The following is a 23745-nucleotide window of genomic DNA, read 5'->3' on the forward strand; positions in this document are numbered from 1 at the left end:
TCGCTAGGTTGACCTCCATGACCGACCTGATGTTCCGCGTCCAGCAACAAGCGTTCAGGATGGCCCTCGGACTGCCGACCCGCGTCCAACGGCTGGTGGCGGGCAAGCCCGTCGTCGTCGACGGCCTCACGCTCTCGCTCGAGGTGCAGCTGATGCTGCGCCTGAAGCGGCTGGCGCGGGTGCCTGCAGCCGAGAACCTGCCGATCGCACAGGCCCGCGCGGAGCTCGAGCGGCAGCAGCGGATGGTGGGCGGTCACCAGCACGTCGGGGCGCTGCGTGACCTGGAGGTCGACGGCGCCGAGGGTCCGCTGCGGGCCCGGCTGTACACCCCGACCGAGCGGCTGGGCGCCGACCCGGCCCCCACACTGCTGTTCATCCACGGTGGCGGCTGGATCTACGGCGACCTGGAGAGCCACGACGCCTCGTGCCGGTTCCTGGCCGAGCGCTCCGGGGTCCAGCTGTTGGCCATCGACTACCGGCTCGCGCCGGAGCACAAGTTCCCCGCTGCGGTCGAGGACTGCCGAGCGGCGTACCGCTGGCTGGTGGAGCACGCCGACGAGGTCAACGCCGACCCACTTCGGCTCGCGGTCGGTGGCGACTCCGCCGGCGGCGCGCTGGCCACCTCGACGGCGATGTGGGCCGCCGAGCGGGGGCTGCCGCTCGCGTTCCAGCTGATGATCTACCCCGGCACGAACTGGATGGAGCGCACCAGGAGCCGGGACCTGTTCAGCGACGGCGGGTTCGTCCTCACCCAGCGGTTCATGGACAACGCCGAGGAGGGCTACTTCGAGCCGGGCGCCGACAAGTCGGTCCCCGACGCCTCGGCCCTGCGCCGCGTCGACTTCCCCGAGAAGATCGCCCCGGCTTACGTCGTCACGGCCGGCTTCGACCCCCTCCGCGACGAGGGCGAGGCCTACGCCGCGCTGCTGCAGAAGCAGGGCGTCGAGGTGGAGGTCAAGCGCTACCCCTCGATGTTCCACGGCTTCCTGCACCTGGTCGGCGTCGGCCGCGAGGCCAAGTCCTACGTCGCGGAGATCGCCGACCGGCTGCGGGCGGCCCTGGCATGACGGCTGGTCGTTTGGGCGCCCGGGTGTGGGGGATTCTCCTGCAATAGGAAATCTGTCCGCTCTGTACCGTCCGGTATTCGAAAGATGGCCTTGGCGGTAACCGGCCGGTTACAGACACCGCCTACGTTCGAGGGCATGGTCACTACGCGCGCCGCCGCCCCCGTCGCCTGGCTCGCTCAGCAAACCAAGCTGGGGGACGTCCGCCAGTTCCTGCAGCTGTGGAGCGGGGACTGGCTCGAGCATTAGCGTATGCAGGTCCGCTAGACGCACCGCCAAGTCGCGGAGCCCTTGGGTTCTGAAGGTTGGGTGTCTGGAGGATTGCGAGAGGGGTGGCTGGAGAACGCAACGGCCTACCTGTACTCGGGGCTGGGGCCTGCGGCGCTGGCCCATCATCGGCGGGCGCACAGCGATGAGCCCTACCATTTGAAGTTTGTCCGTTTTAGCCCGTTATGGTGATATTTCTGGGACCGTGTAGCTATCACAGCCACGGGTACAGGTAGGGGCAACCCAGGATGTCTATCCTCTTCAGCGGAAAGCGCAATAAGCGCAAGAAGCTAAAGAAGCGCCGCCGCGTTGCGAAACAGCGGAAACTCAAGGTGAGGGTGAAGCCCAAGCCCAAGCCCAAGCCCAAGCCCAAGCCCAAGCCCAAGCCCAAGCCCAAGCCCAAGCCCAAGCCCAAGCCGAAGCCCAAGCCAAAGCCCACGCCGAAGCCGTCTATGCCGAAGCCTTCTCCGTCCCAGCCGTCTACGCCGAAGCCTTCTCCGTCCCAGCCGACAACGCCGACGCCTTCTCCGCCGCAGCCGTCACCTTCCCAGCCCGAACCGACTCCGCCGTCCTCGGTGAACCCTGTGGCGGCGACTTCCCGCGAGCGGTTGTTCCTTAACCGCTTGGGCACTGGATTTTCCCAGGGGGCCCTCGCGCAGCTTCGTGCTGCAGGGACCCCGGAGTCGTGGCTGCGGGCGCAGCTATCTCCGGGTAGCCTCGTAGAGGCTCCCAAGGTCAGCCAGATCGACACCTGGTTCGCGCCGCTTCGGCGGCCTCCGGCGGAGCAGTTCGCCACCGATGCGAACAAGACCAAGCGGGCCTACGAGTACGCCCGCGACTTGGGTAGTTGGTCGATCCTGCGTCGGATCTACTCGAACCGCCCTGTGCTCGAGACGATGGTCGACTTCTGGTCGAACGCACTGCACGTCCCAGTGAGCACCGACTATGCCTGGGTCTACCGCTCCGACTACGACGCCACGATCCGCAAGCATGCGCTGGGTACCTTCGAGGACCTGCTCGTCGCGTGCTCATTGCACCCCGCCATGCGGACCTACCTGAGCAACTGGAAGTCCGTGAAGGACAAGCCCAACGAGAACCAGGGCCGTGAGCTCCTCGAGCTGCACACGGTCGGAAGAGAAGCTGGCTACACCGAGGCCATGGTCAAGGCGTCGGCGATCATTCTTTCGGGCTACACCGTCGACTGGGGAAAGACGTTCGAGCCCAGGTACCTCACCACTGCGCACACCACTGGACCCGTGCAGGTTCTGGGTTTCAGCAGTGCCAACGCTTCGCCCGACGGGCAAGCCGTGGCCCTCGCGTACTTGAAGTACCTGGCACGCCATCCGCAGACCGCCAGATCGATTGCGCGGAAGTTCGCCACGTACTTCGTCTCCGACCAGCCCTCAGCCGGGTTGGTGGAGTTCCTGGCAAAGGTCTACACAGAATCCGGCACGGACATTCGCGCTGTTCTGACGGCCCTGTCCACGCACCCCGAGTTCCTCACGTCTGAGGGTGGCAAGGTGCGGACACCGGTGGCGGACATGGTGGCGATGACGAAGGTTTTGGAGGTCGACGTCACCACGCCGACGACCACGTATGCCTTCGCGAACTGGGCCAACTTCGTCCACGGCGGTGACCTGCTGTTCAGCTGGCCGAGGCCGGACGGAGCGCCGATGACCGGCGAGGCCTACTCGTCGATCTCGCGCGTGTTTGCCAGTCTCCAGATGCACCTGAACGTCGCTGGGGGGTCGTGGCCCAACGAAGGGGTCACCTACCGCACCGGTGCTTCCTGGTTGCCCTCGGCAACGGTGCGGTTCGACGCCTTCGTCGATCACCTGTCTCGGGCGTGGCTGGGTCGGAGTGCGGACGCCCGGCTGCTGAACGCCGCCTCCCAGGCTGTCGGGGTGCCGCTGGGCACTCCCATCACCAGCACCCACCTTGTAGCCAAGTGGAACTTTCCGCGGCTGGCGATGACGATCTTCGACACCCCCGACCACATGACGACCTGAGGAAAGACATGAGCAAATCCGACTCTGAGGCCGAGTGCGGCTGCCGTGACTTCGCGATGTCTCGTCGCTCCATCCTGAAGGGGGCAGCCGGACTTGGAGCAAGTCTGGGGGTCACCCAGATGTTCGGCGACGCGATGATGCAGTCCAGCTTTGCCGGCACCGCGGGGGGAAACACCCTCGTCGTGCTCAGTCTTCGCGGTGGCATAGACGGAATGGGAGTCGTGGTTCCGCACGGCGACCAGGCCTATTACAAGGCTCGGCCCGGAACCGCAGTCCCAGTGTCATCGCTGCTGTGCAAGGACGAGTTGTTCGGCCTCCATCCAGGGATGGCGCCACTACAGCGGTTCTGGCAGTCCGGTGAGCTGGCTGCAATTCAGGCGACGGGCCTGGAGGTGCCGAACCGTTCGCACTTCTCCGCGATCGAGGCGGTCGAGGACGCGGCACCGGGCTCCTCGCTGCGCTCAGGTTGGGTAAATCGGATGGTGGGAATGAGCGCTCGTCCGCAACTGCTCGACGCCGTTCACGTCGGTTCCGGCTCGAGCTCGGCAGCCGTCAGCGGCCCTGCCCCTTCCGTAGCTACCCGCGATGTGACCGCCTTGCAGGTCCCGGGCCTCAACGGGTGGGTGAGCCAGCGGTACACCTCGCTGCAGACCGCCTGGGCTGGTTTCGGTGGCCCACTTGCCGCTGGCCTAGGGAATGCGATCACGGTGTCGAAGGGGCCTGGCCAACAGTTGGCCAACATGCCAGCGACTCAGGTGGCTTACCCGAGTGCGTCGAATGCGTCGGCCTTTGCTGCGCCGCTGAAGAGCGCGGCGCAACTGATCAGGGCCGATCTCGGTACTGATGTGATCGCCATCGATGCAGGAAGTTGGGATTTCCACACCAATTATGGCAATTTGTCGTATGGGTCGATGCAGAGCGCCGTCTCAGGGCTCGCGCAGTCAGTCGCAGCGTTCCTCGATGATCTAGGCGCAATGCGCAATCGGGTCACACTCGTCACGATTTCCGAGTTCGGTCGTCGAGTAGCTGAGAACGGTAGCCAAGGCTTTGACCACGGCTGGGGGAACATGATGTTGGTCATGGGCGCCGGTGTTAAGGGTGGCAAGTACTACGGCCAGTGGCCGGGTCTCGCGGGCAGCACCGGAAGCGACGGCGACCTGAAGGTGACCACGGACTATCGCAACGTGTTGGGCGAGATCGTCAGCCGGCGCTTTCCTGAACGCTCAGTTCCAGCTCTCTTTCCCGGTCTGGCTTACAGCCCGCTGGGCTTCATGGTCTGACCCTCAGCGGGAGAGCCCCGCGGAGGTCCCGCGGTACTGCACCTCGGTGCGCTCGACCTCGAAGCCCTGGCCGGTGTAGACGGCGATGGCGGGGGCGTTGTCGCCGTCCACGTAGAGGAGCACCGAGTCGAGGCCGCGGTCCTGCAGGTGCTTGAGGCCGATGGCGGTGAGGACGGTGCCGAGGCCGCGGCCGGCGGCCTTCGGGTTGACCGCGACGACATAGACCTCGCCGTAGGGCGGGTCGTCCTCGCGGTGCTCCTTGGTCCAGTGGAAGCCGAGCAGCGGCGGGTCCTCGGCTCCCGGGTCGGCGGGTACGGCGAGGAACAGGCCCGCCGGGTCGAACCAGGACTCGCTCATCCGCTCGCGGAGGTCCTCGATCGTCATGTTGCCCTGCTCGGGGTGGTGGGCGAACGCCGCGGCGTTGACCTCGAGGAACGCGCGCTCGTCACCCGGCTCGAAGGTGCGCACGCGTACGCCGTCGGGCACCATCACCTCGCCCAGCGAGTCGGCCAGCGACTTGCGCATGATCAGCAGCTCGCGCTCGCGCGGGACTCCGAACAGCTCCGCGAGCCGGGCTGCCCCGGGGTGGTCGCCGTGCGACCAGGCATCCACCTTCCTGCCCTCCGGTGCCGCTGCCGCGGCCAGGGCCGTGCCCACGCCCTGCCGGCGCGAGTCCGGGTGCACCGCGAGGTCGAGCACGTCCCCGTGCCGGAAGGCGAAGCCGCTGGCGTGCCCGCCCCCGTCGGTCGAGCTTGTCGAGACCCACAGCTCCGCGTCCCGCAGCCCGCGGTTCTTCAGCTGCAGCACCGCTTGCTCGTTCAGCGTGCTGGAGCCGTCGTGGGCCGTGGCCGCGCGGGCGATGCGGCGTACATCCGCCGCGACACCGTCCTCGCTGGACCAGTCGAAGTCCTCCGGGCTGACCTGAGCAATCTCCACCATGCCCAGGAGGCTAGCCCCCGGTGGGGACGTAGAGCGATCAGCCGAGACCCAGCCAGGTGGTCGGACCCCTGTAGGCGGTCGAGCAGCGAGCGAAGCGAGCGGTCAGTCGAGCCCCCGCCCACAGCCCGCCCTCCCAGCACGGAGAGCACCTCGACGGCCCACGGGGTACGGCGAGGCGGACTCCTCAGCCGCAAAAGTCGTCGGCTCGGCGCCAGCCACCATGCACTGGAGGCTAGCCCCCGGTGGGGACGTGGTCAGCGGACCGGCGATCCCGAGGGTGCGTCGACACGGTCCTTCGCGGTGTCCCGGGGCGGCAGCACGAACCGGTAGCCGACGTTGCGCACGGTCCCGATCAGCGCCTCGTGCTCGGTGCCGAGCTTGGCGCGCAGGCGACGTACGTGAACGTCGACCGTGCGCGTGCCCCCGAAGTAGTCGTAGCCCCAGACCTCCTGCAGCAGCTGGTCGCGCGTGAACACGCGGCCCGGGTGCTGGGCGAGGTACTTCAGCAGCTCGAACTCCTTGAAGGTCAGGTCGAGCACCCGGCCGCCGAGCTTGGCGGTGTACGTCGCCTCGTCGACCACGACCTCGCCGGAACGGATGATGTGCGCCTCGGGGGCGCCCTTGTCGTTGCGGGCGGCGAGCTTGCCGGCGGCGACCCGGATGCGGGCGTCGATCTCGGCCGGGCCAGCGGAATCCAGGATCACGTCGTCCATGCCCCAGTCGGCCGCGACGACGGCGAGGCCGCCCTCGGTGACGATCAGCAGCACCGGCTGGTCGGACCCGGTGGTGCGGATCAGGCGGCACAGGTCCCGGGACTGAGCCAGCTCACGACGGGCGTCGATCATCAGCAGGTCGTGGTCGGGAGCCTCCAGCAGGGCGCTGCCCTCGGCCGGAAGGATCTTGACCTGGTGGGGCAGCAGGGCGAGGCCGGGCAGCACCTCGGACGAGGCCTGTAGCGCCTTGGTGAGCAGGAGCACGGTGCCCATGGCACCTCCTGGGTGAGGTCCTTGCGTCGGCCGGTGGGTCATCTACGCTGATGAACTACCCACCACAGAGGCGCAAGGATATCCACGTGTCGACCAGCATGGACCCAGAGACCAATGAGAGTCCGATCACGATGCGCTACTGGGCCTCGGCCCGAGCCGCCGCCGGGATCGACTCAGACTCCCTCGACGTCACCGGACCGGTGTCCCTCGCCGACCTGGTCAGTCGCGTCAAGCAGGCCCACGGCGACTCCCGCCGGTTCTCCGATGTCCTCAACTGCTGCTCGGTGATGGTCGGCGACCGCCCGGTCACCACCGACGACCCAGCCGCGGTGATGGTTTTCCCGGGCTCCACGGTCGAGTTCCTCCCGCCCTTCGCCGGCGGCTGAGGCGCGAGGGGAAGCGTTTCCGCCCCACCGACGTTGACGGATCGTGAGCACAGAAGCCTGGGTCCTGGTCGTCGCCGTGGTCGGCGCGCTGTCGTTCGGCGGCTACCGCGCCCTGAGCGACGGTCGCTTCCGCGGCCCGCGCCAGGTGGCTGGCGCCGAGCCGACCGAGGACGACGCCGTACCTGCTGAGGAGTCCGTCCTCGCCGACACGCCCTGGGCCGACGAGCTCGGCGAGCAGGCCACGCTGCTGCAGTTCTCCTCGGCGTTCTGCGCTCCCTGCCGGGCGACGCGGCGCATCCTCACCGATGTCGCGAGCGCGACGCCGGGTGTCACGCACATCGAGGTGGACGCCGAGCACCACCTCGACGTCGTACGCCGCCTCGGGATCCTGCGAACCCCGACGACACTGGTGCTCGACGAGCACGGGGTCGAGCTGACCCGCGCGAGTGGGGCACCCACCAAGCAGCAGGTGCTCTCCGTGCTGGGGCAGCAGGTGGGCTGAGGGCGGGGTCTCGGCTCCCTGGCGGGGTCTCGACTGATCGCTCGCTGCTCGACCGCCTAGGTGGGGTCTCGGCCGCCTCCCCGGGGTCTCGGCTGATCGCTCGCTGCGCTCGCTGCTCGACCGCCTGGTGGGGTCTCGGCCGCCTGGCCGGGGTCTCGACTGACCGCTCGCTTCGCTCGCTGCTCGACCGCCTAGTGGGGGTCTCGGCTGCCTGGCCGGGGTCTCGGCTGATCGCTCGCTTCGCTCGCTGCTCGACCGCCTAGTGGGGGTCTCGGCTGATCGCTCGCTGCGCTCGCTGCTCGACCACCTACCCGGGGTCTCACTGATCGACCGCCTAGACGACGAGCGGGTCCACCCGGCGTACATCTACGACGTGGCCGGTCTCGGCGGAGATCAGGGTGTCCAGGGAGACCTTGGCTACGTCGGTCGACTTCAGCAGGGAGTCGGGCTCCTCCTCGCCGAAGGCCTTGGTGCGCATCGGGGTGCCGGTGCGCTCGGGGTTGATGCAGTTCACGCGCACTCCGGCGCCGCCCCACTCGTCGGCGAGGGCCTGGGTCAGGTTGACCACGGCCGCCTTCGCGGAGGAGTACAGGCTGTAGCCGCTGCGGCCGCGGGTGTAGGAGCTGGAGGTGAACAGCAGCAGGCTGCCCCGGCTCGCGGCGAGGTGCGGGTAGAACTCCTGGGCGATGAAGATCGGCGCCAGGTAGTTGACCTCCGTGGCGCTGTAGATCGTCTCCTCGGTCGTCTCCGTGAGCAGCCCCCGCGGGAGCACCCCGGCGGTGTTGACCACGAAGTCGATCCGGCCGCTGTGGGCGATGGCCTCGCGGGCAGCGGTGGCGACGTCCTCGCGACGCTCCACGTGCGTCCCGGTGCCCGACCGGCTGTAGGTGAGCACGGTGGCGCCGTAGCTCTCCGCGAGCGCGGCCAGGTCGGCGCCGATGCCGTAGCTGCCGCCGAAGACGACCATGGTCTTGCCCTCGAGCGCGGCGCGGTACTGCTCGTCGGTGCGCTGCGGGACCGCGTCGCTGCCGGAGAGCTGGAACAGCTTCTCGGCGATGTAGACGTCGATCGGCTCGGTGACCTTCATGTTGCGGTCGTCGCCGTCCACCACCCAGATCGGCACCTCGGGGGAGTAGCGCAGCACCACGGTGCAGTCGTCGGTGGCCACGAAGTCGCGGTCGCGGGAGGCCGCGGCGTATGCGCTCTTGATCACCGAGGCCCGGAACGCCTGCGGGGTCTGGCCCCGGCGCAGCATCGCGCGCGGCGGCACATCGCGGATCAGGTTGTCCTCGTCGACCTCGATGATCGTGTCGGCCGAGCGGATCGCGACGTCGACGGCGCCGTAGGTGTCCAGCGCCTCGAAGCAGTCGGTGATGATCCGGGCGCTCACCAGCGGCCGCACGGCGTCGTGGAAGAGGATCTTGGTGTCGTCGCCCGGGATCGCCTCGAGCGCCCGCTCGGTGGTGCCGTTGCGGGTCTCGGCGCCCTCGAGGATGGTCGTCACCTTGGGGTAGGCGCCCCCGCGGCAGATGTCGTGTACGGCGTCCAGGTGGCCCGGCGCCATCATCACGATGATCTCGTCGACCAGCTCGTGGCTGTCCAGCGCGGCCAGGGTGTGCTCGAGGATGGTCCGCCCGGCGATCTTGATCAGCTGCTTGGGGATGGTGAGCCCGACCCGCGCGCCCACGCCGCCGGCGAGGACGACTGCCACGTTCTGGGTCACTCCAACCCGCCCTCCGGTCGAAAACTCATCGGACCCTAGCAGCGGCGATCTCAGCGACCGAGGAAGCGCTTGATCTCTGCGACGTCCGCCTCGACCATCATCCGGGCCAGGTCGAGGGCCGTCGTACGCGCCTTCCAGCCCAGCTCCCGCTCGGCCCGGGAGGCGTCCCCGACCATCACGGCGACCTCGGCGGGACGCATGAAGTTGGGGTCGAACTGCACGTGCTCGCGCCAGTCGAGGCCGACGTGGGCGAAGGCTGCCGCGCAGAACTCCTGCACCGAGTGGCCCTGCCCGGTGGCCAGCACGTAGTCGGTGGGCTCGTCGCTCTGGAGCGAGAGCCACATCGCCTCGACGTACTCCGGGGCGTAGCCCCAGTCGCGCACGGCGTCGAGGTTGCCGAGCACGACGTGCTCCTGGATGCCCGCGTCGATCGCCGCGACGGCCTTGGTGATCTTGCGGGTCACGAAGTTCTCGCCGCGGCGCGGTGACTCGTGGTTGAACGCGATCCCGCACACCGCGAACAAGCCCTCGGTCTCGCGGAGCTTGGTGGTGGTCAGGTGCGACTCGAGCTTGGAGTCGCCGTAGGGGTTGCGCGGGTGGAAGGGGGAGTCCTCGTTGCGCGGCACGGGGGAGGAGCCGAAGATCTCCGAGGTCGAGGCCTGGTAGAACCGCGTCGGCAGCCGGGAGTCGACGATCGCCTGGAGCAGGCTGCGCGGGCCGCCGGCGTTGGTCGCGATGGTGTATTCCGGCATCTCGAAGGAGACCCCGACGTGGCTCATCGCCGCGAGGCTGTAGACCTCGTCGGGTCGGATCGTCTCGATCAGGTGGCTCAGGCTGCCGGCGTCGGTGAGGTCGCCGTAGTGCAGGCTCAGCCGCTCGTGGTCGTGGAGGTGGTCGATCCGGGACCGGCTCAGGGACGAGGAGCGCCGGACGAGTCCGTGGACGTCGTACCCCTTCTCCAGCAGGAGCTCCGCGAGGTAGGACCCATCCTGACCGGTGACTCCGGTGATGAACGCTGTCTGCACCCGCGGAGCGTAGCCCGTCCGACATGTGAACACGCTGACCGAATGGTGAGACGCGTTTTTCGGCCCAGGACGGGCACCTCCTAGTCTTGGGCCATGTTCTCGACCCTGCTGACCAAGCGCCGCGCGGTGGACCACTGCCGCATGCGCTCGTCACTGTGTCGAATGTCCTGACCGGCCGCATCCCGCCCGCTGTCCTCACGCCGACCCCTGGTCGCTGATCCGAGGACGCACGCCGTACGCCGGTCCAACGCCCGCCCGCTGTCGTCGGGCGCCCCAGGACATCCCAGGAGAACCATGACCACACCCAGCCCAGTCGAGATCGACCCTCGCGGCCCGCAGTTCAACGCGATCCTCACCAGCGTCGTGCTCGCGCTCACCCTGCTCGCCGCGCCGGGCACCGTCGCGATCGTGCTGCTCGCCGTCCAGGCGGTGCTGTTCGCGACCGCGGTGGCCTTCGGGGTGCAGCGCACCCCGGCGGCGTACCTGTTCAAGACCCTGGTCCGGCCGCGCCTCGCTGCCCCGACCCACCTCGAGGACCCGCGTCCGCCCCGGTTCGCCCAGGCGGTCGGCCTGGCCTTCACCGTGGTCGGACTGGCCGGCTACCTCTCCGGAGCGGACCTGGTCGGAGCGGTCGCCGTCGGCTTCGCCCTGGCCGCGGCCCTGCTCAACGCAGTCTTCGGATTCTGCCTGGGCTGCGAGATGTACCTGCTGATCCGCCGCACCATCCCCAACACCGTCACCGCATCAACTTCGGCTGGCATCCCAGCCGAGAACACCAAGGAAGAAGAGGCATTCGCATGAGCCGCGAAACCGCACTGGTCACCGCCGAGTGGGTCGAGGAGCACCTTGACGACCCCAGCATCGTGCTGGTCGAGGTCGACGAGGACACCACCTCCTACGACAAGGGCCACATCCGTGGGGCCGTGAAGCTGGACTGGACGACCGACCTGCAGGACCCGGTCCGTCGTGACTTCGTCAACAAGCAGCAGTTCGAGGAGCTCCTTTCCTCGCGCGGCATCGGCAACGACCACACCGTCGTGCTCTACGGCGGCAACAACAACTGGTTCGCCGCCTACGCCTACTGGTACTTCAAGCTCTACGGCCACCAGGACGTGAAGCTGATGGACGGCGGCCGCAAGAAGTGGGAGCTCGACAGCCGTGAGCTGACCGACGAGACCACCACCCGCGAGGCGACCACCTACACCGCCCAGGAGCAGGACTCCTCGATCCGCGCGTTCCGCGACGAGGCCGTCGCCGCGATCGGCGTGAAGAACCTGATCGACGTCCGCAGCCCCGACGAGTACGCCGGCCGCCTGCTCGCCCCGGCCCACCTCCCGCAGGAGCAGGCCCAGCGCGCCGGCCACATCCCCACGTCGCTGAACGTGCCGTGGAGCAAGAACTGCAACGACGACGGCACCTTCAAGTCCGACGAGGACCTGAAGAAGCTCTACGACGAGGTCGGGATCGACGGCTCCAAGGAGACCATCGCCCTGTGCCGCATCGGTGAGCGCTCCTCGCTGACCTGGTTCGTGCTCAAGGAGCTCCTCGGCCACGACAGCGTGAAGAACTACGACGGCTCCTGGACCGAGTACGGCTCCCTCGTCGGCGTCCCCGTCGCCGTCGGCGACGAGCCCGGTGACGCCTGATGTGCGGCGCGACTGAGGGCGGCCTCTCCCTGGACGGCATCAACGTCAAGAAGGAGGCCATCATCCAGGGCCAGGTCCTGCGTGCCGGCACCAACGGCACCGACCCCGTGGGCAACGCCTACGTCCGGCTGCTCGACCGCACCGGTGAGTTCACCGCGGAGGTCCCCACCTCCGCGACCGGGCACTTCCGGTTCTTCGCCGGCCCCGGTGAGTGGACGCTGCGCACCCTGGCCCCCAAGGCCGAGCCCGTGGACACCACGGTCAACGCCGAGGTCGGCGCGATCCGCGAGGTCGCCGTCACCGTCTGAGGCATCAACTGCGTCACGCTGACCCCTTGCCCCGTCGACGGGGCAAGGGGTCAGTCGGTTTCAGGCCAGCCGGACCCGGTGAATCCTGAATCCGACCATCCTTGCGAAGTGTCGCAACCCTGGTGGGAGACGAAACGGTGTGATGCCGTCGCACAGATACCGCACCTGCCGTTCAACCAGCCGTTCCGCAAGCACGTCGGTCATCAGATAGCGGGCGTCGCTTGCTGCTGTTGATCCGATGAGGGTCCGGAAATAACGCAGCAATGCCCATTCGCCGTCAATTGCTGTGACGGAGAGGAAGATCGGCTCTCCGTCGTGATATGCCGCCAACCAGAGGTCGATCTCGACCAAGTCATCATTGTGCGGGTTGTCATTGCGGTAGATGTCCCGACTGGCGTCCGTTTCTGATTTGTTGGCATGGGCCACCAGTTCCTCGCGTTCGGTGCTGTTTGTCACTGTTCGCCAAGTCACACCCTGTTTCTCGGCCTTTCTCATCTTCCGTCGCAAGGTCGCTCGGGCGCGTCCTTCGGAGTAGCTCCCGGGTTCGCTGGGGAGTCGTAGCAGCGCTGTGGCCTGGTGAGTCCGGGGCGTGAAGCCAAGGATTGTGTGCTTGAGCCAAGTTCGAATAATCCGACCTTCGCCTTGCTTCGAGACATTGCACGTGAGAACTGGAAGTTTGCCGAGCAGGCGAAACAACTTGAAAGCAACGAGCGGTTTGCGGGCCCAGGAAAACTGCGGATATCCATCCAAGATGGCAGATATTTCTGCCTCGGCGTCATCGACGGAATTCATCCTGTCCCCATGAAGTGAGGTCGTGCGAGTGGTCCGCAGAATCCTAATGGAGTTGAGCGTCGCTAGGAATAGTCCTCCCCAGGTGGGCGGCGGGCCGCTAGCTCGTCCGTCCCGCGGGAGGCTGCGCTCGCGGGGACGCGATTGCGTAGTGCGCCGACAAATGCGAGGAACTGGTCTGCGACTCGGTCAGGGTCCATCTCCTTGCTCGTCTCTCTTCCGCGCCGCACCATCTCGGCCCGCGCGGGCAGCGACATGAGGGAAGCGCTGCGCAGCGCGTCGACGAGCGAGCTCTGCGAGCCCATCTCGTAGGAAAGGCCGTTCACTCCGTCTTGGATCATCTCCGCCGGCCCACCCCTGTCGGGGGCCACGACCAGGCACCCTGCCGCCAGTGCTTCCGCGACGACCTGGCCGAAAGGTTCCGGGATGAGAGATGTGTGCACGAAGATTCCGAGACCTTGAAATTCGCGCAGTACGTCATCCACGTGTCCAGAGAACGAGACCTGGTCGGCAACGCCCAGCTCTCGAGCGCATGCCTTGAGCTCGGCGATACTGACGGCGTCGCTCCCCGAGGATTCTCCGACAATGCGGGCCTGCCTGCTTGTGCCCGCGAACACCTCAGCAAAGGCTTGCAGGAAGAGGCGGTGCCCCTTCCACTCGGCAAGGCGACCGATGATTCCGACGTCCGCCCGTGAGTCGGTGATGACCGGGGGGGACTCGAAGAACTCGCGGGCCAGTGGATCATGCATCACCAGGACTCGAGGATGCGAAGGAAGAGTTTCCGCGGTTGCCCGGGAATTGGCGATCACTCCAGCGGAGGTGAGTCTGAGCACAGTGCGAAACACGCTCCGGGGGATCCCGGAGACGTAGTCAGCAGACAGCCGGTCACGCGCCATCCAGATGAACGGGCGGCGAGCCAGCTTGGCGGCAGGGCCAGCCAAGACGCTGCCGCGGAGCGTGTTGCCGACCACGAAGTCCGGAGCTGCCCTCGTGATGACCAGATGCAGCTTGAAGGCCGCCGTAACGTAGCTGCCCACGCCTCGAAGACTCCCAGGGGTGAACTGACGACCTGCCGAGAGCGCATCGACGGACATCCCCAGCTCGATGACGCGGGCACCCGCCTCTTGGTACCGCTGGCTCATTGGGCCGTTCTCCAAGAGGACCACGGTGATCTTGGCTTTTCCCTGGAGTCCGGCGATCAGTCGAAGCAGCGCTATCTCGGCCCCCCAGGGCTGCGCGACTCCGCCGACGAACAGCATGTGGGGCAGAGGCGGGCGGCGAGGCGCCGACCGGTCAGGCATGTGTCGGCTCGGCCACGGCAGTGCGCGCCCGGTGCCGGGCGCGCCACATCAGAGCCAACAGCATGATGATGACGATTCCGTACACGGGAACCAAAGCTCCCAGAGGACCCCGGATCAGCCCAATCTGCGCGACTGCGAGGTAGGACGCCAGCATCACTCCGGGCGTCTTGGCCTGCCAGGCCTTGTCCAGGCGGCGCCAGGCGAACCCACCAACGAACGTCGCGATCGCCAGACCAGCCCAGCCAAGGTCGAGGAACAACTCGGCGGCGATGGGCAACGACAGGTTGGTGAACCAGTAACCGCGAGCGTCCGCAACTTCGAAGCTGGCCGGGATGGACTTGTTCGACCAGATGGTGCGGGGCACGAAGAAGAGCGCCGCCGACAGCGAATGCGCCCCGTCGGTGTGGCCTCGTGCCTCGACCAATGTCACGGTGTTGATCATCTGTTGAAAGCCGTCGAAGTCATTCGTTGCCAAGGTTGCGACGAGGTCCACCCGTTGACTTTCTCCCGCGCGGAAATAGTTGGCAGCGGGGTAGGCGAACAGAAACCCGACAAGGCAGATGAGCAGGGTCGCCATCGCTGTTCGCCAACCACGCGTCCAGAGGAGCATCAGCGCGACGGAGCCGAACGCGGCCAGGAAGATGAAGCGGGTCTGGGCCAACGGGTTGGCATATACGGCCAGAAGGAGGAGCGACGCGACGAGCTTGAACCGGAAGGTGCCTAGTTGCGCCGACGAGACATGCGGAGTCGACCGGATTGCGTGGAGGCAGACGAGGGCGGTCACGATGCACAGTTGGCCGGGAAGCAACTTGACCAGCGTGAAGATGCCGGAGTTCCCGGTGTAACCGGCGGTGGCGATGACGTCATTCAGCTCGCTTCGCGAGGTGAAAAGAGCCCCCATCCCTCCCACGATCGAGGCCACCACCGGAAGCAGGGCCGTTGCCGCCACCAGCGTCCAGGTCGACGCGCGTCGATAGATGGTCACCTGCGCAGAGGAAAGCTCGCTGGTCGGTGGTGGTGTGTGCCGACCTCGGCCGCCCAGCACATATCCGAGAAGCAAGAACAGTTGGCCGCACACGCAGATCAGCAGTGCAGTCTCGGTGGCGGCCACCTGGGCGGTGACGGTGTTGTCTCGCCACGCGGCAGTGCCGGAGGCGATCTGGTACGAGGCCGGAACGGCGAGCCAGCAATAGGGAAAGACCGACGACACGAGGATCATCGGGCGAAGACCATTGCAGGTGCCCAAGGCGGCACCAACGGCGCAGAGCCACACGAAAGTGGCAACGAGAGCTCGTCCGAGCCCGGTCGGGACCTGCTCCCACCATGCGATGAGCGGCAGACTTGCGAGGATGCCGAAGACCAATGCGTGGGCGAGCAGCCGTCCCGACCGCGACGGACTTGTGCTTCTGTGACCCTGATCGGCGGGGGACCCGTGCACACGGGCAGACGTCGGTGCCACGGCCGCAAGCACACCTCATTCGTCACTGGAAGAGACAGTCGCCGCCTCGCGACGGCCAGGTCTTCGCTCGGAGACTACCGGAACGCGCTACCTGCGGAATTGCCGTTCTACGTCTGATTCAATGCTGTCCGTGAGGTCGATCGCTTCTGGGCTGTTGTCAGCTGTCCGGGGTGTGATGCCACCCGCGCTGGTTTCGCTCGTGATTCGAGTCCTCGGTGTCATCCGACGCTGGCACCCGGGGCGTTGGGCCAGTGCCCAGGACGAGATGCGGTTCATCCTCGGGGACGTTTCGGAGGGGTCGGTGATCACAGCCGCGCGGGCGTACATCAAGCGGATGACCTGGCGAGGTGAGAGCCGCTGGCATCCCGAGATGATCACGCATCAGCGCATCGAAGGGCTCGAGCACCTCCGGTCCCTACAGGATCAGGGAACCGGCTTCATTCTCAGCTTTGTGCACCACGGCGACTGGGAAGGGATCTTCGGCTCACTGGCTCGACACGGGATTAGGACCCATCTCCTCGGCACCTCTGAATGGTTTCGGGAGGGGCAGGAGCCGTGGTTGCGTCAGCAACGGCGGGTGATCACGATGATCGACGGCGTGACGCTGGTCGACGTGTCCGTCGGGTCGGCTGGGTTGCGCGACCTGCTCGCGCACGGCAACGGCGTTGCCATCGCGTTGGACCCAGTCGGCCATACCCCCGTACGGTTCCTGGGTCAGGATCTCTTGCTCTCCTCGGGCGGAACCAGGGTCGCGAAGGAGCTCGACGTCCCGGTCGTGATGGTGACCTCGCATCCCGACCCCCGGAATCCACATGGGTGTTCGTGGATCAAGGTCAGCCCGCCAGTTCTGCCCAGCGCTTTCGAAACCCCGGAGACGCTCTTGGAGCGCCTGGTCAAGCACCAGGAGCAGGCTTTTCTCGCGTGGCCCGAGGCCGCAGACCAGCCGCTGCGCATGCTCAATCGCTCCTTGGCGCGGACGCCGACCTCCTTGCGGCCCTCGCCTAGGTACCCTGACGCGTCACCCGATGTTGATCCACCGACTTCTGGCGAGAATCAATGACCTGGCTGTTCGCACACGGTACGAGCTCGCTGAATCCTACGAGACTGGGGTGACATGACTAGCCTTTCGAGTCACCGAGGACTGATCGCCCACGAGTGGGTGGAGCCGATCGGTGGGTCGGAGAACGTGGTCGACGTCTTCGCCCGTCTTTGGCCGGACGCGGATCTCTACTCGCTCTGGCTCAATGCTCCGGAGCGGTACCCCCAGCTCCGTCACTTCGAGTCGGCGCTGGCGCGCTCTCCGCTGCGCGACCGCAAGGCCGCCGCGCTGCCGTTCATGTCGTCACAATGGCGCGCTGCGGACCTACGTGACTACGACTGGGCGCTGATCAGCAGTCATGCGTTCGCCCACCACATCGGGGCTGGGCCGCTGCAGGGACATCTGAAGCGGTTCGTCTACGTCCACACGCCGGCGCGCTACCTCTGGGCTGGTGACATCGACCCACGGGGGCGTCACCCTGTTGTCCGAGCGGTGGCGCCCCTCCTGCGGCGTCAGGATCGTCGCCACGTGCGACCGGGCGCGTTCGCAGCAAACTCGCGCTTCGTTCGCCAGCGAATCCGCCGCTCGTGGGGGGTGGACAGCGAGGTGATCTACCCGCCAGTTGCCGTGGCACAGATACAGAGCGTGGACCGGTGGGCCAGCACCCTCGACGAACGCGAACGATCCGTCCTGGATTCGCTGCCGGAGAACTACATAGTCGGCGCTTCTCGGTTCGTCGGCTACAAAGGCCTCGACAAGGTTCTCGAGTTCGCCGCAAAGAGTGGTCGGCCGGTGGTGGTGGCCGGGAGAGGTCCGCAGGAGGCTGCGCTACGGACGCAGGCTCGCGCCCTCGGCGTCGACGCTCATTTCGTTGTGTCTCCCAGCGACCGTCTCCTCCGGGCAGTCATCCAGGGCGCTGGAGCCTTCATCTATCCGCCCGTCGAGGACTTCGGGATCATTGCCGCAGAGGCGATCGCGCTGGGTACACCGGCCATCGTAAACGTCGTGGGCGGGGCCGGAGAGATCGTGGAGATGACAGGCGGCGGCATGTGCGTGGACTTCTCTCATTCCCAGGAATGGGTTGCCGCGCTTCGCTCGGTCGAGCATCTGTCGATGAGTGCGGCTTCAGCTCGGGCGTCAGCCTTCGGCGAAGAGGCCTTCGGGTCCACGATCCTGGACTGGATGGAGTCTCAATCATGACTCCACCTGCTCACCGCTCGTTCTCTTCGCTGCCAGGAGGAGACTGAGCGATGCGAATCCTTCACCTGGTCAACTGGATGAACAATTCTGGAAACGGTATAACCAACGTCGCGGTGGACCTGAGTTGGGCGCAGAAGAACGCCGGGGATGAAGTCCACATTGCCACGCTCGGCGGCGGGTTCCTGCCGATGCTGGAGGAGCATGGCATCCGCACCCACGAGTTGGACATGACCCAACGTAGCGCCGGCGGTGTCGCCCGTGAGTCGCGGCGGTTGTCGCAGCTGGTGCGCGCGCTCGATCCGGATGTGATTCATTCCCACGTCATCGCTGGGACGGTCCTGGCGCGAGTAGCCTCAAGGCGTCCCGTCGTGGCGACCGTGCACAACGAGTACCAGCGTGGGGTAGGGCTCATGGGGTTCGCGCACAGGGTCGTCGGCGTGAGTGAGGCTGTGACACAGTCGATGCGGCAGCGCAGAATTCCCGATCGGAAGCTCGCCACTGTCCGCAACGGTGTGGTCGGCTCGCCACGTCGCTTGGGCACGCGGGAGGCCGCGCGGGAGGAAGTCGTGTCGGGCCCGAAGATCATGACCCTCGGTGCGGTGAGCCACCGCAAGGGTTCCGACCTGATCGTGGACGCTCTGGAGCAAATCGTGGAGAAGGTGCCCGACGCACATCTCTACTTCGTGGGCAATCCCGACTGGCCAGACCTGGTGGACCGCGTGCGAGCCACGGAAATAGGCCAGAACGTGCACTTTCCGGGTTACCGGGACCATCCCGAGACACTCCTCCGGCACGCCGATGTATTCGTACTGCCGTCTAGGCGGGATCCGTATCCGTTGGCGCTCTTGGAGGCGATGGAATTGGGGCTCCCCATCGTCGCCGCGCGTGTCGATGGCATCCCGGAAGCGCTGGGCTTCGGGAAGTACGGCATCCTGACCGATCCTGAGGACGTCGAAGGCTTGGCCACGGCGGTCACCCAACTTCTGCAGAACGCGGAGCAGGCGCGGGAATACGCCGCGAGGGCGCAGTTGCGCGCTGAGGACTTCACCATCGAGAAGATGCGCCAGGGCTATCGTCAGGTCTACGAGCAGGTCACCGCTTGAGAGAGCACATCCGCCGCTTTACCGGGTTTTCTCTGCTGCCGGCGTTCTCCCTGCTGGCCAGCTTGGTGCTACTGCCATTGGTCAGCAGTGGTCACGGGGCGGCAGGGTTCGTCGCTCTGGCCATCGGCCAGAGCGTGGGCGCCATTGTGAGCGTGATCGCCTCATTGGCCTGGCCGGTGATCGGCGGTCATGCAGTGGCCGTGGCCAAGGAGTCGGAACTGCCGGAGATCTTCGGGCTAAGCCTGTACTCACGCATCTTCGTACTCCTGATTCTCCTTCCCGTCGGGGCCGGCGTCTGTCTTCTCCTGGTGCGGGACTTCCAAGTGGCCACATGCCTGTTCATGGTCGGCATAGCGTTCAACGCCCTGTCCGCAGGATGGTTCTACTCCGGCTTGGGAGAGCCCCGACGCCTCGTGGTGAACGAGGGGTTGGTGCGCTTGCTCGGTTACGCCATCGCCGTCGCAGCCCTGTCCCTCGGAGCGCCCCTGGTGACATACGCCGCGCTGACGGTCGCAGCGGGGATGCTCTCTTTGGGACTGAACTGGGTGCACATACTCGGATGGACGGTGCCAGCACGACGCGGGCTACTCGCACGGACGCTCCGCACGATTGCCGAGCACCGACTCGGGACGATGTCCCGTGTGCTCCAGTCGGGCTTCGCATTCGGTGGACCTTCGATCTATGCGTTCTTTTCCCCGGGGTCCGTCGCGCTGTACGCAGCCTTGGACCAGATGCAGAAGGCCACGGGGAACGCTGTTGCCGTGTTTCCCCAGACCTTCATTGCATGGGTGAGCCAGGACCCCGGGTCAACTCGCCGCCGCAGCCGCTCCGCATTCCTGGTGATGGTGTGTGCAGCAGTCTGTGTCGTCGTTGCCTGGGGGTTGTTGGGGCCCACGGTCACGTCCGTCCTGTTCTCCGGCGAAGTTGAGATAACCCGTCTCGGGTGTGCGCTGGTCGGGTTGTCAGTTGCCGCTGTGCTCCTGGCGAAGACCTACCAGCTCCTGGTGATGATTCCCATGGGAATGGAGCGAGAGGTCTTCCGGATCGATTCCGCGTTCTCGATCCTGGGATTGGCGGTTCTGGTAGGTACTTCCGCAAGCGGGCTGCCTTATCTGGCCATCTCCAGTTGGACAGTAGTGAGCCTCTTGATGCTCGGATGCCTAATGTATGCCGTGCGGGCGCATGTCCGAGAACGCGCATTAGCCTGAACGCGGACACCCGCGACACCCGAGGTCCACGATCGCTGGAAGGAGCATCTCCGTGTCCACGATCTCGTCCTTCGACGTATTCGACACGTTGCTCACTCGACGGGTCGGGTCTCCTGACGCAGTCTTTCCGATCCTGGCAGGTCGGCTGGCCGACGAAGGGTTGATCCCACTGTCAGTAGGGGGCTTCGCTGCAGCGCGTAAACGGCAGGACAGGAAGCTGACACGGCTGCTCGGGCGGCCTGCCACTCTGCGTGAGATCTACGCCGAGGTCGCCCGATTGCTGGCTGTCGACGTTACGGTTGCCGAGCGATGGGCCCTCGAAGAAGAGCAGGTGGAAAGGATGCTCACCACACCGACGCCAAGCGCTTCCAGACTTCTCCGCGACGCTCGCGCCAAGGCCAATCAGGTCATTTTCGTGTCGGACACCCCGCACACAGAGGTATTTCTGGGTGAGCTTCTCCGTGCACACGGACTCGCCGCGCCGGGGGAACGGATCTTCACCTCCGCAGAACGAGGAGCCAGCAAGTTCCAGGGCGGACTCTTCGACGCTGTAGCTCAGGCCATCGGAACGGGCTACGACTTCGAGCACGTAGGTGACAACCCCCGCAGCGATCTCGCCGCAGCGAGGGTCGAGGGTTGGCATAGCCGCCTGGAGAACAGTGCCCAGCTCAGCAAGTACGAGGAGATCCTCGAGCAATACTCCGAGGAGACCGCCTCATTCACGTCGTTCTTGGCGGGCGCCTCCCGGTTGGCCCGCCTCGAGGCGCGTGAACGAGGGGTTGCAGCCCCTCGAGCCGATGTGGCCAGCGGCTCAGTCGCACCGATGCTCGTGGGCTACGCGCTATGGGTGCTCGCCCAAGCACGCATGCGGGGCATCAAGCGCCTCTACTACGTGGCACGCGACGGCGAGATCATGCTCAGGGTCGCTGAACAGGTGATCGGACGACTCGCGCCAGATATCGAGCTCCGCTACCTCTACGGGTCCCGACAGCCCTGGACGTTCGGGGCAGCCGCGCTCTCCGACGACGTGCTCAGGAAGTGGGTGTCAATAAAACCTGACTTCAGTGCCCGCAGCGTCCTGGCCCGTGTCCATCTGACTCCGGAGCAGGTTTACGCGCTTACCGAGCTCCCCATGACCGCCCCGGGTCGCGCAGACGCCCCCCTGTCGGCAGCCGAACGCGAACTGTTGTCTTCTGCGCTTCAGACTGCACCGCTGGCCTCGCTGGTGCGCGAGGCTGCCGCGCAGTCTGCAGATCGCACGATGGCCTACTTCCGGCAGGAAGGCCTCATCGATGGTGTGCCATCGGCACTCGTAGATGCGGGTTGGACGGGCCGAACCGCCCGCGCCTTCGACCTGCTCGTGACAGCTGCTGGCGGCGCGCCAGTCACTCACCTGGTCATGGGCGTCATCGGTGCTCCCGCTGAGGTGGAGGGGCGGCTCGGAGTCGATTTTGTGCCTTGGCTCTTCGACCAGCAGACCCATCCCGCGTCGGTCAGCGGGCTGCAGTCCCCGAACGTCCTGGTGGAGATGTTTTGCGCGGGGTCCGTCGGCAGGACGGTGGACTACAGGCGAAACGGCGACGTGATGGAGCCTGTCCTGCAGGCTGAAAGCAATGCCCCCGTCATCGCGTGGGGACTACCGGAGGTGCATGACGTCGCCGTACGAGTGGCCGAGTTGGTGGCGCCCCATCTCCCGGCTGAAGCTGGCAGCACCGACTGCTCGGACTTCGTGTGGGAGGTCATGCGTGGCTTCTGGACGACGCCTACGCGTTCCGAGGTGGCGAGCTGGGGGGACTTCCCTTGGGAAGAGGAACTGTCAGACCCGTTCTTGCCGGTCGCCCAGCCGATCACCACGCGAACGGTACTGCGACGTCGGCTGAGAGGTGACCGAACCCTGCGTCGCAACAACTCCTGGCGTGCGGGCACTGCGCTCAGGAGCAGCCAGCCGTGGCGGGCCTTGCTCCAGCTTCGTGCTTGGCAGGACCAGAATCAGCAGCGACTCAACCGCATTCCACGACGGATCCGGCTCGAGGTCCGCATGCGTCGTCCACAGAAACGATCGCGGTGATCCCGGTAGGTTCGGAGCACGCACAATTTGACGAAGGCCGCCCCACGATGTCGCGAGGAGCTTGAAGTGACGGGATTGCGCAGGCGGAAACGACCGACCGTCCGATATCGCGTCAGTCGGCGCAAGGACCTGGTCGACCGGGCGATCCAGTTGCTCGACCATGTGGTGCCGGGTACGGACATGACAGTGCTGGTCTCTTTTCCAGATCTCGACGAGAACGTGATCGCCCTACTGCGTAGTCCGGCATGCCCAGCCAGCGTCTTCGTCCTGGCGAACGACCCAGCCCGAGCCAAGGCACGCGCCCAGGCGCTGAACGTGAAGGTGAAGTTGGTGCGCCGGATGAGCGCACGTGGGCTATGGCTCTACCTGCGTTCGCGGGTGTGTGTTTCTACACACGGAGTCTTCGGTAAACGACGTCGCGGATTCGGAAAATACAGCGTGACCACTTGGCACGGTGAGCTGGGGAAGACGTCCGGCATGGCTGCGGGCGAGCCTCGCGAGTACTACGACCGGATGTACGCAAGCAACTCGACGTCGCTTGCGTGGCGGGTGGCTGAGTCGGGAGTGCACCCCGAATCCGTGCGGATCACCGGCATGCCCCGGCATGAAATGCTCCTCAAGCCCTCAACTCGGCTGAGCGCCGCAAAGCGTCGCGTCGTGTGGGCACCAACCTACCGGGTGTCGCGGACCGGACTGAGTCGGTCGGAGGGCGATGAGGATCAGTTCGAGGACTTCGTCGGCAAGGCAGTCGACGCGCTGGTGCCGCTGCTGGAGGAGCATGATGCTGAGCTTTGGTTCCGCTTCCACCCAGCCGCACGCGGGACAATCACCCCGACAGATCGACTCATCTCGGCAACGGACGCAGCATTGGAGGGGCTCGGGCTGACGTTCTATGAGCTTCTGGCGTCTTCCGACTGCCTGATCACTGATTTCTCGGCGATCTGGATCGACTATCTGGTGGTGGACAAGCCCATGCTCGGGGCCGCTCCCGACGCGCTGCAGTACTTGTCGACCCGAAGCATGACGCTCGAACCTCACGAGCAGTGGTACCCGGGGCCGATCGCCAAGACCGGAGAGGAGCTGGAGCGCAATCTGCGCACAGTCCTCGAAGGCCAGGACACGAAACGGGAGCAGCGGGAGTTCCTGACCTCGGTCTTCCACCCGTTACGTGGCCAGGACGCCTCCGAGGCCGTCTGGAGGGACATCGTCACACTCGTCGAGGACCAAGAAGGCGGGGACACGACCTGAAGGGGCTGCGTCGGCTGGCGCGCACAAGGTGATGGCAATCCGAGCCTCGGCGTGGTGATGATGGCCGCACCGGCGGGAGCCATTGACGGCCTGCGAGCATCTGAGGTCAGGTGTGACGGCGGCAGTTCGCGTCGGACGTACCCGGAGGCTTCGCTCAGCGGTTACTGCAAGTAGGGGAGACTCGTCCCAGTCCGC

General features: G+C 66.2%; 22 protein-coding genes. 14 read left to right on the forward strand and 8 right to left on the reverse strand.

Annotated features, from left to right (window positions below; translation table 11 throughout):
- The first annotated feature begins 17 nt into the window (after positions 1 to 17).
- A complete protein-coding gene (locus AC4BGB_RS14315) occupies positions 18 to 1067 on the forward strand; it encodes an alpha/beta hydrolase (protein WP_490547548.1) in 1050 nt (349 codons plus the stop codon).
- A gap of 478 nt (positions 1068 to 1545) precedes the next feature.
- Here the strand turns inward: AC4BGB_RS14315 and AC4BGB_RS14320 are convergent, their stop codons facing one another.
- Positions 1546 to 1962 carry a hypothetical protein gene (locus AC4BGB_RS14320; RefSeq protein ID WP_490547549.1) on the reverse strand — a complete coding sequence of 139 codons (417 nt, stop codon included), beginning with the start codon at positions 1960 to 1962 and terminating at the stop codon, positions 1546 to 1548.
- On the opposite strand from AC4BGB_RS14320, the gene AC4BGB_RS14325 reads away from it, so the two are divergent.
- Both AC4BGB_RS14325 and AC4BGB_RS14330 read left to right on the forward strand, forming a co-directional pair.
- Positions 1955 to 3340, forward strand: a complete 1386-nt coding sequence (locus tag AC4BGB_RS14325) for a DUF1800 domain-containing protein (RefSeq protein ID WP_490547550.1) — start codon at positions 1955 to 1957, stop codon at positions 3338 to 3340. The two genes, AC4BGB_RS14320 and AC4BGB_RS14325, sit on opposite strands and share 8 nt — an antisense overlap.
- Before the next feature lie 8 nt (positions 3341 to 3348).
- On the forward strand, positions 3349 to 4620 hold the full coding sequence (locus AC4BGB_RS14330; RefSeq protein ID WP_490547551.1) for a DUF1501 domain-containing protein: 1272 nt from the start codon (positions 3349 to 3351) through the stop codon (positions 4618 to 4620).
- 3 nt (positions 4621 to 4623) lie between these two features.
- On the opposite strand, the gene mshD is transcribed toward AC4BGB_RS14330, so the two are convergent.
- Both mshD and AC4BGB_RS14340 read right to left on the reverse strand, forming a co-directional pair.
- Entirely contained in the window at positions 4624 to 5559 is a 936-nt protein-coding gene (gene mshD / locus AC4BGB_RS14335; RefSeq protein WP_490547552.1) for a mycothiol synthase, read from the reverse strand.
- Between the two features lie 254 nt (positions 5560 to 5813).
- Positions 5814 to 6545: a winged helix-turn-helix transcriptional regulator gene (locus AC4BGB_RS14340; RefSeq protein WP_490547553.1), complete on the reverse strand. Its 732-nt coding sequence runs from the start codon at positions 6543 to 6545 to the stop codon at positions 5814 to 5816.
- Between the two features lie 86 nt (positions 6546 to 6631).
- On the opposite strand from AC4BGB_RS14340, the gene AC4BGB_RS14345 reads away from it, so the two are divergent.
- Positions 6632 to 6931, forward strand: a complete 300-nt coding sequence (locus AC4BGB_RS14345) for a MoaD/ThiS family protein (RefSeq protein WP_490547554.1) — start codon at positions 6632 to 6634, stop codon at positions 6929 to 6931.
- A 43-nt stretch (positions 6932 to 6974) separates the two neighbouring features.
- Entirely contained in the window at positions 6975 to 7433 is a 459-nt protein-coding gene (locus AC4BGB_RS14350; RefSeq protein WP_490547555.1) for a thioredoxin family protein, read from the forward strand.
- Between the two features lie 334 nt (positions 7434 to 7767).
- Here AC4BGB_RS14350 and AC4BGB_RS14355 read toward each other — a convergent pair whose 3' ends face one another.
- Both AC4BGB_RS14355 and gmd read right to left on the reverse strand, forming a co-directional pair.
- The gene (locus tag AC4BGB_RS14355; RefSeq protein WP_490547556.1) at positions 7768 to 9156 is read right to left on the reverse strand and encodes an SDR family NAD(P)-dependent oxidoreductase; all 1389 of its coding nucleotides are present in this window, start codon (positions 9154 to 9156) and stop codon (positions 7768 to 7770) included.
- A gap of 50 nt (positions 9157 to 9206) precedes the next feature.
- Positions 9207 to 10181 (reverse strand): GDP-mannose 4,6-dehydratase, encoded by a 975-nt coding sequence (gmd, locus tag AC4BGB_RS14360; protein ID WP_490547557.1) that lies wholly within the window; start codon positions 10179 to 10181, stop codon positions 9207 to 9209.
- Positions 10182 to 10475: 294 nt separating this feature from the next.
- On the opposite strand from gmd, the gene AC4BGB_RS14365 reads away from it, so the two are divergent.
- Genes AC4BGB_RS14365 through AC4BGB_RS14375 form a run of 3 tightly spaced genes read left to right on the forward strand, consistent with a single transcriptional unit; the run spans position 10476 to position 12135 of the window.
- Positions 10476 to 10982 (forward strand): DUF4395 domain-containing protein, encoded by a 507-nt coding sequence (locus AC4BGB_RS14365; RefSeq protein WP_490547558.1) that lies wholly within the window; start codon positions 10476 to 10478, stop codon positions 10980 to 10982.
- Positions 10979 to 11827 carry a sulfurtransferase gene (locus AC4BGB_RS14370; RefSeq protein WP_490547559.1) on the forward strand — a complete coding sequence of 283 codons (849 nt, stop codon included), beginning with the start codon at positions 10979 to 10981 and terminating at the stop codon, positions 11825 to 11827. Before AC4BGB_RS14365 ends, AC4BGB_RS14370 begins: the two co-directional genes overlap by 4 nt.
- On the forward strand, positions 11827 to 12135 hold the full coding sequence (locus tag AC4BGB_RS14375) for a DUF1416 domain-containing protein (RefSeq protein WP_490547560.1): 309 nt from the start codon (positions 11827 to 11829) through the stop codon (positions 12133 to 12135). Before AC4BGB_RS14370 ends, AC4BGB_RS14375 begins: the two co-directional genes overlap by 1 nt.
- 60 nt (positions 12136 to 12195) lie before the next feature.
- Here the strand turns inward: AC4BGB_RS14375 and AC4BGB_RS14380 are convergent, their stop codons facing one another.
- The 3 genes from AC4BGB_RS14380 to AC4BGB_RS14390 form a co-directional block, all read right to left on the reverse strand.
- The gene (locus AC4BGB_RS14380; protein ID WP_490547561.1) at positions 12196 to 12927 is read right to left on the reverse strand and encodes a GNAT family protein; all 732 of its coding nucleotides are present in this window, start codon (positions 12925 to 12927) and stop codon (positions 12196 to 12198) included.
- A gap of 62 nt (positions 12928 to 12989) precedes the next feature.
- Complete coding sequence (locus tag AC4BGB_RS14385) at positions 12990 to 14183, reverse strand: glycosyltransferase (protein ID WP_490547562.1); 1194 nt, start codon at positions 14181 to 14183, stop codon at positions 12990 to 12992.
- A gap of 34 nt (positions 14184 to 14217) precedes the next feature.
- On the reverse strand, positions 14218 to 15444 hold the full coding sequence (locus AC4BGB_RS14390; RefSeq protein ID WP_490547563.1) for a hypothetical protein: 1227 nt from the start codon (positions 15442 to 15444) through the stop codon (positions 14218 to 14220).
- A gap of 370 nt (positions 15445 to 15814) precedes the next feature.
- Between AC4BGB_RS14390 and AC4BGB_RS14395 the strand changes: the two genes are divergently transcribed.
- The 6 genes from AC4BGB_RS14395 (at position 15815) to AC4BGB_RS14420 (ending at position 23550) form a co-directional block, all read left to right on the forward strand.
- A complete protein-coding gene (locus AC4BGB_RS14395; protein ID WP_490547564.1) occupies positions 15815 to 16744 on the forward strand; it encodes a lysophospholipid acyltransferase family protein in 930 nt (309 codons plus the stop codon).
- Positions 16745 to 16798: 54 nt separating this feature from the next.
- Positions 16799 to 17923 (forward strand): glycosyltransferase, encoded by a 1125-nt coding sequence (locus AC4BGB_RS14400; RefSeq protein WP_490547565.1) that lies wholly within the window; start codon positions 16799 to 16801, stop codon positions 17921 to 17923.
- 50 nt (positions 17924 to 17973) lie between these two features.
- A complete protein-coding gene (locus tag AC4BGB_RS14405) occupies positions 17974 to 19026 on the forward strand; it encodes a glycosyltransferase family 4 protein (RefSeq protein ID WP_490547566.1) in 1053 nt (350 codons plus the stop codon).
- Positions 19023 to 20234: a hypothetical protein gene (locus AC4BGB_RS14410; RefSeq protein ID WP_490547567.1), complete on the forward strand. Its 1212-nt coding sequence runs from the start codon at positions 19023 to 19025 to the stop codon at positions 20232 to 20234. The genes AC4BGB_RS14405 and AC4BGB_RS14410 overlap by 4 nt, the downstream gene beginning before the upstream one ends.
- Before the next feature lie 52 nt (positions 20235 to 20286).
- Positions 20287 to 22302: a hypothetical protein gene (locus AC4BGB_RS14415; protein ID WP_490547568.1), complete on the forward strand. Its 2016-nt coding sequence runs from the start codon at positions 20287 to 20289 to the stop codon at positions 22300 to 22302.
- A 66-nt stretch (positions 22303 to 22368) separates the two neighbouring features.
- Entirely contained in the window at positions 22369 to 23550 is a 1182-nt protein-coding gene (locus AC4BGB_RS14420) for a CDP-glycerol glycerophosphotransferase family protein (protein WP_490547569.1), read from the forward strand.
- Positions 23551 to 23745: the final 195 nt, after the last annotated feature.

It is taken from the genome of Nocardioides sp. Z30_9 (genome assembly GCF_058215735.1).

Bases quoted from the DNA above. Each gene is read 5' to 3' on its own strand.
- AC4BGB_RS14315 (WP_490547548.1), top strand. From the start codon at position 18: ATGACCGACCTGATGTTCCGCGTCCAGCAACAAGCGTTCAGGATGGCC.
- AC4BGB_RS14330 (WP_490547551.1), top strand. From the start codon at position 3,349: ATGAGCAAATCCGACTCTGAGGCCGAGTGCGGCTGCCGTGACTTCGCG.
- mshD (WP_490547552.1), bottom strand. From the start codon at position 5,559: ATGGTGGAGATTGCTCAGGTCAGCCCGGAGGACTTCGACTGGTCCAGC.
- AC4BGB_RS14340 (WP_490547553.1), bottom strand. From the start codon at position 6,545: ATGGGCACCGTGCTCCTGCTCACCAAGGCGCTACAGGCCTCGTCCGAG.
- AC4BGB_RS14365 (WP_490547558.1), top strand. From the start codon at position 10,476: ATGACCACACCCAGCCCAGTCGAGATCGACCCTCGCGGCCCGCAGTTC.
- AC4BGB_RS14370 (WP_490547559.1), top strand. From the start codon at position 10,979: ATGAGCCGCGAAACCGCACTGGTCACCGCCGAGTGGGTCGAGGAGCAC.
- AC4BGB_RS14375 (WP_490547560.1), top strand. From the start codon at position 11,827: ATGTGCGGCGCGACTGAGGGCGGCCTCTCCCTGGACGGCATCAACGTC.
- AC4BGB_RS14380 (WP_490547561.1), bottom strand. From the start codon at position 12,927: ATGAATTCCGTCGATGACGCCGAGGCAGAAATATCTGCCATCTTGGAT.
- AC4BGB_RS14385 (WP_490547562.1), bottom strand. From the start codon at position 14,183: ATGCTGTTCGTCGGCGGAGTCGCGCAGCCCTGGGGGGCCGAGATAGCG.
- AC4BGB_RS14390 (WP_490547563.1), bottom strand. From the start codon at position 15,444: ATGATCCTCGTGTCGTCGGTCTTTCCCTATTGCTGGCTCGCCGTTCCG.
- AC4BGB_RS14400 (WP_490547565.1), top strand. From the start codon at position 16,799: ATGACTAGCCTTTCGAGTCACCGAGGACTGATCGCCCACGAGTGGGTG.
- AC4BGB_RS14405 (WP_490547566.1), top strand. From the start codon at position 17,974: ATGCGAATCCTTCACCTGGTCAACTGGATGAACAATTCTGGAAACGGT.